The organism is Maribacter cobaltidurans (genome assembly GCF_002269385.1).
Lineage (GTDB): Bacteria > Bacteroidota > Bacteroidia > Flavobacteriales > Flavobacteriaceae > Maribacter > Maribacter cobaltidurans.
The window spans coordinates 2,643,851-2,655,905 of sequence record NZ_CP022957.1 but is presented as its reverse complement, the minus strand read 5'-3'; the positions used below and the strand labels follow the sequence as shown (position 1 = coordinate 2,655,905).

General features: G+C 39.9%; 8 protein-coding genes and 1 tRNA gene. 3 read left to right on the top strand and 6 right to left on the bottom strand.

Going from position 1 to position 12,055, the window contains the following annotated elements:
• Nucleotides 1-17 precede the first annotated feature (17 nt).
• The 4 genes from CJ263_RS11665 to CJ263_RS11650 form a co-directional block, all read right to left on the bottom strand.
• Nucleotides 18-4,418: a CusA/CzcA family heavy metal efflux RND transporter gene (locus tag CJ263_RS11665; RefSeq protein WP_094997439.1), complete on the bottom strand. Its 4,401-nt coding sequence runs from the start codon at nucleotides 4,416-4,418 to the stop codon at nucleotides 18-20.
• A 117-nt stretch (nucleotides 4,419-4,535) separates the two neighbouring features.
• On the bottom strand, nucleotides 4,536-4,844 hold the full coding sequence (locus CJ263_RS11660) for a DUF6660 family protein (RefSeq protein WP_094997438.1): 309 nt from the start codon (nucleotides 4,842-4,844) through the stop codon (nucleotides 4,536-4,538).
• 109 nt (nucleotides 4,845-4,953) lie between these two features.
• The gene (locus tag CJ263_RS11655; RefSeq protein ID WP_094997437.1) at nucleotides 4,954-6,642 is read right to left on the bottom strand and encodes a DUF6035 family protein; all 1,689 of its coding nucleotides are present in this window, start codon (nucleotides 6,640-6,642) and stop codon (nucleotides 4,954-4,956) included.
• Between the two features lie 5 nt (nucleotides 6,643-6,647).
• Nucleotides 6,648-7,526, bottom strand: coding sequence for a HEPN domain-containing protein (locus CJ263_RS11650; protein WP_094997436.1), 879 nt, complete (start codon nucleotides 7,524-7,526; stop codon nucleotides 6,648-6,650).
• A 281-nt stretch (nucleotides 7,527-7,807) separates the two neighbouring features.
• On the opposite strand from CJ263_RS11650, the gene CJ263_RS11645 reads away from it, so the two are divergent.
• Nucleotides 7,808-7,880 (top strand) — tRNA-Met (locus CJ263_RS11645).
• Between the two features lie 659 nt (nucleotides 7,881-8,539).
• On the opposite strand, the gene CJ263_RS11640 is transcribed toward CJ263_RS11645, so the two are convergent.
• Nucleotides 8,540-8,935 (bottom strand): hypothetical protein, encoded by a 396-nt coding sequence (locus tag CJ263_RS11640; protein WP_094997435.1) that lies wholly within the window; start codon nucleotides 8,933-8,935, stop codon nucleotides 8,540-8,542.
• A gap of 18 nt (nucleotides 8,936-8,953) precedes the next feature.
• Nucleotides 8,954-9,607 (bottom strand): hypothetical protein, encoded by a 654-nt coding sequence (locus CJ263_RS11635; protein ID WP_094997434.1) that lies wholly within the window; start codon nucleotides 9,605-9,607, stop codon nucleotides 8,954-8,956.
• Between the two features lie 295 nt (nucleotides 9,608-9,902).
• Between CJ263_RS11635 and CJ263_RS20955 the strand changes: the two genes are divergently transcribed.
• The gene (locus CJ263_RS20955; protein ID WP_158657138.1) at nucleotides 9,903-10,064 is read left to right on the top strand and encodes a hypothetical protein; all 162 of its coding nucleotides are present in this window, start codon (nucleotides 9,903-9,905) and stop codon (nucleotides 10,062-10,064) included.
• A gap of 75 nt (nucleotides 10,065-10,139) precedes the next feature.
• Nucleotides 10,140-12,050: an ATP-binding protein gene (locus tag CJ263_RS11630; protein WP_094997433.1), complete on the top strand. Its 1,911-nt coding sequence runs from the start codon at nucleotides 10,140-10,142 to the stop codon at nucleotides 12,048-12,050.
• Nucleotides 12,051-12,055: the final 5 nt, after the last annotated feature.

Here is a 12,055-nt window from a genome sequence, read left to right as displayed (position 1 = left end):
TTTCTTTCTTTTTAAGATTATAGATTGCCCAATTGATATTGTATCTCAATGGCCTGTTGGTTATATTGGTTGATGAAATCCAAATGGTTTATTTTGATGTTGATGGCACTGTTGAGGATGGTGATATAGCTAATGTAGTCTATCTCACCTTCCTTGTTTGCCAGTTCGGCAGTGGTCAATTGTTCCTCTGCCAGTGGCAGTGCCGCTTGTTCATAGTACCTCAACGACTTCAACGTTTTGTCCTGGGCTTTGTACAGTTGGGAGACCAGGCTCTCGGTGGTCGCCTTTTGTGTCAAATACTGGTTTTCGGCCACCATGGCATCTGCCTTGGCCGCCCTTACCCTATTTTTTTGCGGAAGGAACCACAAAGGGATGCTGATGCCCGCCTGATAGGCATTGAACCCCGTAACATCATTGTACTTGAGATTGTCATAGCTCAGACTGAACTTTGGCAGGAACTGGGATTTTTCGACCTTTACGTTCGCTTTGCCCACTGCTGCGTTCTGAAGGTCGAACTGCAGCAACGGGTTATTGCTTATATCCAAAGTGTCCACAACCGATATTGGGTTTATGATCCCATAAGGCCCATCCATCGTATCAATGGAACCATCGATTCCCAGATATTGCTTCAATGCCCTTTTGGCGATCTCGATATCATCATAGGACTGTTGCTTTAATACCTGTATTTGTTGGTACTCCGAGGTAGCCGAAATATAGGCGAGTTTTCCGGTCTCACCGCTATCGTACCTCAATTTGGCCGCACTTTCAAAATCGGCATAGATGCTGTCCAGCCTTTCGGCGAGTTTCAGGCGGGCCTTATTGTAGGCAATCTCGTAATAGGCCTGCATCACATCCCGTACCAGCTGCTGCTCACTAAGGTCATAGAATTTCTCGCCCAGCTTGGTGCGTTCCTTATAGAACCTGGATTTTGAAAACCCGGAGAGCAGGTCAATGTTGCCCTGTTGTACCCCGAAGGTACGCAGTCTTCCCTGATTCAGGCCTTGGTCTTCCCTGCCGGCATATAAAAACGTGCTGCCCAGGTCAAAACTGGTGCCCTTCAAGGCCTGTTCCCTGTCTATGAACGCTTGCCCTTCCTTAAGGGTGGGGTAATTTTCCCTTGCCATTGCTATAGCTTCATCCAAAGTCAAGGTTTGAGCGATGGGATTGTTTTGGGCCGATAGGTTACCAGATGATAAAAATCCTCCAACCAACAATAAAACTGGAATGATGGCTTGACTTTTTTTGATATAACCCGTATCGTCACCATTATTTCTACGCTCCTTACGGGATTCCAACCAACTATAAAGTACCGGGACTACTACCAATGTTAAAAAGGTTGCCGTAATCAAGCCACCAATAACGACGGTTGCCAATGGTCGCTGCACTTCAGCACCTCCCGAGGTAGAAATCGCCATTGGGATAAAGCCCATAATGGCCGCCGTTGCCGTAAGCAATATAGGGCGCAAGCGCTCGTGGGTTGCCTCGTATATCCTGTCTTTTAAATTTGTCATACCACTTTCTTTTAAATCATTGAATTTGTTGATCAGTACCAATCCGTTCAATACCGCTACCCCAAAGAGCACGATAAACCCAACACCTGCGGAAATACTGAATGGCATTCCCCGTATCCAAAGGGCAAACACGCCACCAATGGCTGCCAGGGGTACTGCCATATAAATCATTACCGACTGTGAGAACGAGCTCAAGGCAAAGTAGAGCAATATGAAAATTAGGAACAGTGCAATAGGCACTACGATCATTAATCGGTCGGTCGCCCTTTGAAGGTTCTCAAAAGAACCGCCATAGGTTATATAATAGCCCGGGGGCAGTTTCAACTGGGCATCGAGCTTTTGCTGAACCTCCTCGACCATGGACTTGACATCCCTGCCCCGAACGTTTACCCCCACATAGATTCGCCGGTAGGTATTGTCCCTGGAAATCTGCATGGGCCCGGGTTTATAGCTGATGTCCGCCAATTCCTTTAGGGGCACTTGGTTACCACTGGGCAGGTCTATGTACAGGTTTTTAAGGTTGTTGATATCCTTTCGATAGGCCTCGGCCAGACGGATGACCACTTCAAAGCGCTTTTCGCCCTCGAATATGACACTTGCCGATTCCCCTGCGAAGGCGGCACTCACATAATCGTTGAGCTTGTCAATGGTAACCCCGTATTGCGCCATCTTTGCCCGGTTATAGACAACGGTCATCTGTGGCAGGCCACTGGTCGCTTCCGCCCGTACATCACCAGCGCCATCTACGGTTTGTATGATTGCCGCCATTTCTTGCGCCTTTTCGGCCAGAACATTCAGGTCCTCACCATAGATCTTGATGGCAACATCTTCCCGCACACCCGTCAACAGTTCATTGAAACGGAGCTCTACGGGTTGGGTAAACACAAAGTTCACACCGGGGATAACCGAAATCTTTTCCTTTATTTTTTCTATGAGTTCTTCCTTGCTCTCCGCACTGGTCCATTTGCTCTTATCCTTTTCAAGGATGATGTAGCTATCGGCAATGTCCATGGGCATGGGGTCGGTAGGGATTTCTGCCACCCCGATCCTCGAGATCATGGTCTTCACTTCGGGAAATTCATTTACCAGATTTTGTAGTTTTTTTGAAGCTTCAATGGATTCGGTAAGGCTACTGCCCGGTTTTATCAGGGCCTGCATGGCAATATCGCCTTCATCCAGCTTTGGGATAAACTCCCCGCCCATAGTGCTAAAAATAAATCCTGCGATTGCCAGTAAAGCAACTGCCCCTAAAACAATACCTGCCTTAAAACGCAATGCAAACGAAAGCAATGGCTTATACGCTTTGTTCAACCCTGCCATGATTTTATCACTGAACCTATCGATACTATTTTCAAATTTGGCGAACCAATGGTCCGGGTTTTTTGCAGGTTTCAGGAACAAGGCCGAAACCATAGGTACGTAGGTAAGGCAGAGGATAATCGCCCCAAGTACGGCAAAACCAAAGGTAAATGCCATTGGACGGAACATCTTTCCTTCAACTCCAGTAAGGAAAAGGATCGGTGTAAATACGATAAGAATGATAAGCTGACCGAAAAAGGCAGAGTTCATCATCGTACTTCCCGATTCGTATGCCATTTCGTCCATTTCGGCCTGACCTATCGCTGCTTTTGATTTTTTCATCCGTTGATGGATATGCAATACCATACCTTCCACAATGATTACCGCGCCATCCACGATAATCCCAAAATCGATGGCACCAAGGGACATTAAATTTGCCCATACGCCGAACTGTTTCATCAGGATAAATGCGAAGAGTAATGATAACGGGATTACCGAAGCGGTAATCAATCCGCCACGTAAACTCCCCAAGAGCAGTACAAGCACAAAGATCACAATCAATGAACCTTCAATCAAGTTCTTCTCTACCGTACTTGTGGTCCTGGCTATAAGTTCGGCACGGCTTAAGAACGGTTCAATATAAACGCCCTCGGGAAGCGATTTCTGTATCTCGTCAATTCGTTTTTCTACATTATTGATTACATTACTTGGGCTTTCTCCCTTTAACATCAAAATCTGACCTCCCACGGATTCGTGGCCATCTTGGGTAAACGCACCATAACGCACCTGGTTGCCATAGCCCACTTTTTCGGCGATATCCCGTACCAATACGGGAGTTCCGTTTTGGGTGGTAACCACCGTATTTTCCAAATCTGCCAGACTGCGTGCCAATCCCTCTCCGCGAATAAAGTTGGCCTGATGGTTTTTTTCTATATAGGCACCTCCAGTATTGGCATTGTTCACTTTAAGGGCTTCAAAAACCTGCCCCATGGTAATGCCAAAACTTTTTAGTTTGTCAGGGTTTATGGCCACTTCGTACTGCTTTACATAGCCCCCAAAAGCATTGACCTCGACCACACCGGGCACTAATGCCATTTGGCGTTTAACGATCCAATCCTGAATGGTACGAAGTTCCATTGCATCGTATTTATCTTCGTATCCTTCTTTTACCTTTAAGGTGTATTGGAATATTTCGCCCAGACCCGTAGTAATGGGAGCCATAAAAGGCGTACCAAAACCTTCAGGGATTTCCCCGGCGACTTCGGTTAATTTTTCTTGCACCAATTGCCGAGGAAGATAGGTGCCTGCTTCGTCCTCAAAGACGATGGTAACCACTGACAATCCAAAACGGGATACTGAACGCAGCTCGATAACGTCAGGAAGGTTGGCCATTGCCAACTCAACAGGGTAGGTTACAAATTGCTCAATATCTTCAGTGCCTAGATTCGGGGCTACTGTAATAACCTGTACTTGGTTGTTGGTAATATCGGGGACAGAACCCAGGTTTATAGTGGCCATAGACCAAATGCCCGTACCTACCAGTGCCACTATGAAGAGCCCAATAATAAACTTGTTATTAATGGAAAATGAAATGATTTTGTTAATCATAGAAAAAGTATTAATTCAGTTTAAACCTCGCAATGCAAATAGATGCAATGCGTTTATAATGTGATACTTACTTTGAAAAGCATCACGTAAGGATATAGCTATCCTTAAAAAACTGAATTATACTTTAGGGGGTTGTAATACTGAAGATACTACTCCATCGGAAACGCTCTCGAAGTGTGAGAAGTTTTCCTGTGAAATAGGATTTGGTAAGGGTGTGAAAGCGATTATACCAAAATCAATCGTATGTACGTGACAGCAATGGCATTGGCAGAATGGGGAACACAGCTCACAATCTTGATCGTGGTCGCCATCATAGTCCACTACCGAAACGACCTGGGCATCGTCTTTAGCCGTTCCCGAATCGCCACAGGCCACTACATTGAGTGCCAAAAAGTAAAAGGACAATATGATTGTTAAAAATTTCACGGTACAAAAATATAAAAAAATTGATGCAACGCCTATGCAAAAACTTGAAAGGCTGAAAAATTGGCAATTTATAATTACGCATCAAAACACAAGAAATAATCCTTTGGTGCTAATTCAAATACCATACAGATTCATCATCATGTTTCAATTCAGGATATAGGGTATTTAGCAGGAGTAGGCAATCAGCCTTCTGTTTTGGATTCGTAGCATGGAACTTTGCCAACTTTTTTTGAAAGGTTTTCTTTTTGTCCAAAAGCATCAATTTTTCCCAAATACCATAGTTCTTAAAGGCTTTTTCGATATAACTCCAATAGTCGGCGTAACTATGTATAGCATTGTTTGCAAAAGCTATCCATTGAGTTTTTTGATATCGATAACCAATAATCTTATCCCTTTTTGCGCTTTCAATTATGCATACAAGGGGTTTATGTTCGAAAAGTTCATCGATTAAATAACAACCATTTAGCTCATTTGCCAAATGAAAAACTATTAATGTCGATTCGTATTCAATAGGGTCTGTTTCGATTTGGGCCAATATTGCTTCGTCCTCTTTCTTTAAGTTATATCCTTTTCGGATAAGTCTTTTTAAAAGCCACATCTTATGTTCAATAGCTATGTTTTCAAACATAGTTGCAAGAAGCGTTTTGTCGTCTTTGGATTTTTCGTTTAAGTCGATTTCCAAATATGAACTATCAATCATGTGTTCCAAGAAACCGATATGACCCTTTTTTGCTATTGAAAACCAATGGTGAATTCTTGGTTGACCATCTTTAGGTTTAAAAGCATCGGATTTATTTAATATCGATAGTTCGAATTCGTCCAAATTTTCCATTTGTTCTTCGATGGAAGAAAAATTATACCCTTTATTTTTCCATAAAAATCGGAGGTCATCGATTATAGAGTTTGTTTTTTCTTCAGCCACTACCTTCCTTCGACGCTCTTTATTTTTGACTTCCTCTTCTCTTTCCTTTTGAAGACGTTTGGCATGTTCGTTCTCTCTAACCTTGAGCTTTTTCCCATAGTCAAAATAATAAATCTGATAGGATTCAACATTGAACTTGAGTTGTCCAAGACTGACGGATTTTTCTATCCATTTGCTGAGCAATTTATTATCCTCCGTTAGAAATGGATATTTGTACGTACACAACAATCTAAAAGGTTCTGAAGATTCATCCAGTTTGAAAAAGTTTTGAAAATCCGTAAGATATTTGATATCGCGTTCCATTTGTCGCCGGCCATGAACGTCAAAATCATCCAATATCCAAATCAGAAAAACTCCTTTCCGTTTGTAAAAATCATGTCGGTCATAAATGTAGCGCAAGGATAAATCGGATAGCTGTATTTCGAAAACGAGTTCTTTGTCCAAGTATTTACAATACACATCGGGCCTACGTTTTTCATTTCCATCGTAAATAAAGGTATCATCTACGCAGATGGAATCAACACCATCTAAATTGTAAAGTTTCTCGGCTATTTTGTTTTTAAGTGTTTTATGCCTTGCACTTTCTTTTCCACGATAAAGCTGTGCCAATTGTTCCGTTTCCTCCTGCGACAGGTCGGTCTCCTTTAAGTAACAGAACGCCGCATTTGGTTGATGCTTAAAATGTAGTCTATCATACTTACTACCTGAAACGTTCAATTTTTGTTCACATTCGCAACAGTAGAGTTCTACTTCATCTCTATGATACTGCCTGCGAAGCTCAAATGAATTTTTAGCCGTGTCAAAGACATCATCGGCTTCAAGAATCTCTCCAGAAGTTTTGTCAAAAGCTACTTTTATACTTCTTTGAAACGACATCTCTATTATTGGGTAATTGTAGGGTTCGAAAACAGGTTTTGTAGCACTTGTTTATTCCCATTCATTTTCTCCAATCGCAGAATCGCCTCCTTTAAAAATTTTATAAAATCCAATTGTTTCTGTACAATTGGTAGTTCCTTAGTATAAATATCCTCAGGATTGACTCCGTTTTTGGGATATCTTGTCTGCGAACTATGTTGAATGGTCAGTAAAGCGCAAAAGTAAAATGTATGGTCTATAAATATAGAATCAAATTGAATTGGTATCAAGTGATGCATTAAATTTTGAAAATACATTTGCGACTTTTTTTTATCCGCAAGCATCTTCAAAATTTCCCTTTTTGTTTCCAAAGCTTCCTTCGTACCTAATTCCCCAAAGTATCTTGCCATGGCTTGCATTTGTGACCTAAGTATTGAATTGCTATTTTCCGGAAAGGCATATTCAATGGTTTCTAAGCCCGTTAGGATTTCTAAAAAGCCATCGAGATCTTCCAATGTAAAATTAACCAAGTCGCAATTTTTCAAACTGTCTATACTGCAAATGGCCGCTGAAATTGATTTATGGTGTTTGGCAAAGCTCTTATGGGAAAGTGGCTCCAGATCTTTCGGCATTGGATAGCTTTCAAGAAGCTCTATTACGGCCTTCATTTTTTCTTCTTTTTGCACCATAATCTTTCTTGGGATTCTAAATTGATCGTGGGATGTCTCCTCGATTTCCTTTTCGGTAAAATCGCCAGAGAAAAGAGCCGCAGCTTTATTGGCTTTCTCGCTTGCCTGTTGGAACAGAAAATATGAATTTCTATACTTTCCGTTTCGGTGGAGCAAGATGGCAGATTCCAAATCATTAAGAGCGATATTTAGCCATGTATTAATTTTTGTTTGCATAAGAGGTGTACGTGTAACCTGAATGATATCTATAAATATATTGATATTTCTTTCAGTTAATAATCTATAAGCCAATATGTCAATGTACTTTCTTATGTTTACTTCTCCTAGATGAATTTGTTTAAGGAAGCTTACTATATTTATTCATGAAAAATCTAAATAAATCCTTTGAAACAAGACTTTTTTATAATACTTTTACCGTATATAAAACCGCATACAGCGTATGCATTTTATAAAATCAAGCGATTATTAACTCGCTGTCAATTAAAGAGTTATGAAACCGCGGGATAGAGCAGTAGGTAGCTCGTCGGGCTCATAACCCGAAGGTCACTGGTTCGAGTCCAGTTCCCGCTACTAGCAATCAAAGGGCTTTCAAGAGATTGAAGGCCCTTTTTGATTTCCTTCTCCAGTTTATTTTTAATATAATCAAATTATCTGGGGATGATTAAATGATTCCGATCCAATCTTTTTCATTTTGAAACTATATTTTCGACATAAGGTCATCCTGACTTTTTAAAATTTGTTATAATTGAAAATACGGAAAACCAAAGAATATCATCAAGAAAAAGCTGTAATTAAGTAATTTGAGTTTATTCCTTGTTTTGCTTTCAACCGTGAATGAAAAAAGATAAAATAAGATTCAAAAAACCATGGGGCTTGTATATGGTACATCTTTTTACTTCCATCAACATTCCTTTTAATCCCTATCATTACATTATCATAAACAAAAACTTGTAGCAGGGGTATTTAAGGCTTCCCTTGGTTAATATTGAAAGAGTTTGCAATATTTACAGAAAGAAAAGGAGATTGATTTTAAATTATTGAACCAAAATCACCAATTAAAACCATTAGTTATGAAAAGAATCCTATTGTTCCTCGTAACGGTTTCAGATTTTTAATCAATTATTGGATTTGCCCAAAACTTCGATACTCTTTTCGAAAAATTAACTCAAACCATCGCTTCCAAATCGGATAAAAAGGATAAGTACTCTTGCAAAAGCAACGTTTATTTTCTAGTTATCTAAAGGGTCTGTCAAGACTAATTCGTAACTACTAAATAGTGTGTCCTCCAAATGGTTGATAATTTCGTGATCCAAACCATTTTGCCCATATATTAGGATACTAAGGGTGTTACTTTTTGGGGATTCTCCGTAATCTTTGTCTTTTGTTTTAAACGTGTTGTCTTTTTGGAGGCTAGAAACTGTTTTAACCAAACCCTCCTCTTTTTTCCCTTCCAATGGATTTGCCAATTCCAAGGAGTCTAGCTCGGGTGTAACGTCCGATGGGTTCTTCTCGTTGTTATCGCTATAAAAAAATTGGAAAATTTTAAGAATAATGAGAAAAGCCCCAGCTATTTTAGTAAAGCCAAAGAACCAAGATTTAATTCTACGCTCCTTATCTAAATTCATACCTTGCTCCCGATGTAGTTAAACCAAATCATTCATACTATCATCACCCAGTATGATCGAATGATCATCGAAAAACTCTTCCAATACACTTTCCTTACTTACCATATCATAATCAATTGCGACAAAAAACAGCCCCACGCTACCAAAAAAACGATATATTAACGTTGATAAACTTCTTTGCTTTGTTAACTTGTCAATTTTGTTTTCCAGTAATTTTATCATGGCTGCTTTCCTTTCAAGGTCTTCTTGAAAATGCCCAAAACTTATTTCCAATTCTTCACGAACCCTTTCAGATATAAAATCCTTGAATAATTTGGACTCCAGCTCAAGCTTTAAGTGTGTATAGATATCCTGCTGATCACGGATATGTTCAATCTTTTCAGGTTTGGTTCTAAAGATTTCAGCCATTGTGGCTGAATTAGGCCTATTTATTTCATAGTACCTTAAAATTTCTGCTTTACTCAAGCCTATGCTTTCGGTTGGCTCAATTAAATCCCTAAAAATAAATTCATTTCCATAACTATATTTTGTCAACGCATCCAAAGTTTCCTTCTTTGGTATAGAATACACCTGATCTGCAGAAATCTCATCATTCAAAAGTTCCCTTAGACTAAATGCCCTATTTAAGCTATGCCAACTGGTCTTTATGTCCTTTTCATGACACTCTTTCAAAATCTTACTAATAACAAAATCATGGTTTAGGTTTTTGATCTCATTAAATAAATGAAATAGGGCAGATGTTCTTCGGTGAGCTTAACTATAACCATATTTCCAAAAATAATTAAAAAATCCAATGCTTTTCACCCGCTTTGGGATTCGTCATGACGGCCGTGACGGTCATGACGACGACATATTCTTTTATCTACCCAAATTGCGGTGTAATTGATTTGTAAGACGTTTCAAATCTTTAAGTTACCACGAGAGGCCTCTCATTTTAAAAGATTCATTAACCATTAAAATCTTAAAAATGAGACATTTAGTAAAAGTAGTTTTAGTTGTATTGGTGTTTGGTTCGTTCATGACCTCCTGTACAAAAACAAGCCAAACGGAAGACGACAAAGCCTATGAAATGGCCACCGAAGGAGACGACGAAAGCCCGGAGGAAAAGAAGGAAGATCCCGACCATTAACTTTGATTATTCAATTACTATCTTTAAACCGTCCAATATTGGACGGTTTTTTTATTCAGCAATTCGATATTATACATGCCGCGCCAAACTATAAAATTGTTTTTCTCCGCTTTGGCCCTTATTTTGACCAATGCATGTCGAAAAAATGAAGAGTTAGCAAAATCATCAGAAGTTGAGGTTCTTTTTGAAAAAAGCAAGGCGGATTCCATTGACACGAAAACTCGGCTGGATTATATCAATGCAGCTCTTGGAAAACTATCGGAAAATGAGTTTGACTCCTTGGCCTTGGCTATGCTCTACAATAAGAGTTACTGCCACTATAAGTTACAGGAACCGGATAGTTCCCACACTATTGATGCATATACGTTTCGAAATGCGGTCCGATTAGATAACAGATACTATATCGCGAGAACCGCTAGAGATTTGGGCATCCATTTCGAAAAGAAACAGGAGTTTGACAGTGCCTTTTTCTACCATAACATTTCGAAGAACAATTTCCTTTATCTAAAGGACAGTGTCGAGGTTGGAAGAAGGCTTTTGCGACAAGGCATCATTCAAAAAAACCAGAACGATTTTTTCGGGGCGAAGGAAACCTTGGTGGAATCGCTTCGTTTTCTGGAAACGGATAGTAAGTATCGGGCCATTGTTTATAACGAATTGGGGACGATACACCGAAAACTTTCCAATCCCGAAGATGCCAGAGTGTATTTTGAGAGGGCGATATCCAGTAGTTTATCATCTTCCGATATTATTGCATATAAAAATAACCTGGCTATCCTTTATACAGAATTGGGGGAATTTGAATCCGCCATAAACCAATTACAAGATCTATTAGAGAATTCGGACATGGACCAAGAATCCGCTAGGTACGCCCGGGTTTTGGATAATCTGGCCTATTCCCGTTGGTCCCAGGACCATAGATATGGAAACATCGATTTTTTTCAGGCCCTTCGAATCAGAAAGGAAGTGGACGATCGAAGAGGGCAGATTGCCAGCTACTCGCACCTTGGCGAGTTTTATGCAGCGAAGGACCCTGTGTTATCAAAATCCTATCTGGATACGGCCATTCAAATTTCCAGACAACTAAAAATTCCGGTTGGGGAATCTGATGCCCTCGCCCTACTGATGAAAAACCAACCGGACAACATGGTGTTCAAGGACCGGTATATTTTCCTTAGGGATAGCCTTTATGCCCGAGAACTTAGGGTAAAGACCCAATTTGCCAAAATGAAGTACGACGATGAGCAGGAAAAAAATAGGATTCTACTTCTGGAAAATGAAACCTATCAAAAACAGGTTGCCCTAGTGGAAGAGAAAAATCAAAAAATCATTCTATTGTCATTGAGTGTCCTACTCTTTTTAGGAGGGCTATTCTATTATAAACTTTTAAGGCAACGTCATCGCCGCGAAAAGTTGCGTGAAGTATATTCGACGGAGAAAAGGATATCAAAAAAGATACATGACGAACTGGCCAACGATATATACGGTATAATGGCACGTATTGAACATTCCGGTACACTAGGTGGGGAAAACACCTTGATCGAATTGGAAAGCATCTATAATAGAACCAGGGATATTTCACATACTACCGGTGATATAAAAACGGATGACTTTAAAAGTGAGCTTAAAAGATTGATTTCGTTATTCAATGGTGGTAATACTAATATTATAACTAAGGGCATCAATGATATAGAATGGGGTAAATTAAACGAGGAAAAAAAGATAACCCTATACCGGGTAATAAACGAGCTCTTGGTCAATATGAAAAAACATAGTGAAGCCAGTTTGGTATCCATTCAGTTTATTAAAATAAAAAATAAGCTTAGGGTAAATTATGTAGATAACGGAAAAGGAGTTATAAAACCCATTGATAAAAGTTCCGGTCTACTCAATACGGAAAACCGTATTAAAAATATGAAGGGAACTTTTAGTTTTGATTCCGAACCGGGCAAAGGTGTGACAGTTAAATTCACGTTGCCCATATAGCAACC

Excerpts from the sequence above, each read along its gene's own strand:
- CJ263_RS11665 (WP_094997439.1), bottom strand. The coding sequence starts at position 4,418 with ATGATTAACAAAATCATTTCATTTTCCATTAATAACAAGTTTATTATT.
- CJ263_RS11655 (WP_094997437.1), bottom strand. The coding sequence starts at position 6,642 with ATGTCGTTTCAAAGAAGTATAAAAGTAGCTTTTGACAAAACTTCTGGA.
- CJ263_RS11650 (WP_094997436.1), bottom strand. The coding sequence starts at position 7,526 with ATGCAAACAAAAATTAATACATGGCTAAATATCGCTCTTAATGATTTG.
- CJ263_RS11640 (WP_094997435.1), bottom strand. The coding sequence starts at position 8,935 with ATGAATTTAGATAAGGAGCGTAGAATTAAATCTTGGTTCTTTGGCTTT.
- CJ263_RS20955 (WP_158657138.1), top strand. The coding sequence starts at position 9,903 with ATGAGACATTTAGTAAAAGTAGTTTTAGTTGTATTGGTGTTTGGTTCG.
- CJ263_RS11630 (WP_094997433.1), top strand. The coding sequence starts at position 10,140 with ATGCCGCGCCAAACTATAAAATTGTTTTTCTCCGCTTTGGCCCTTATT.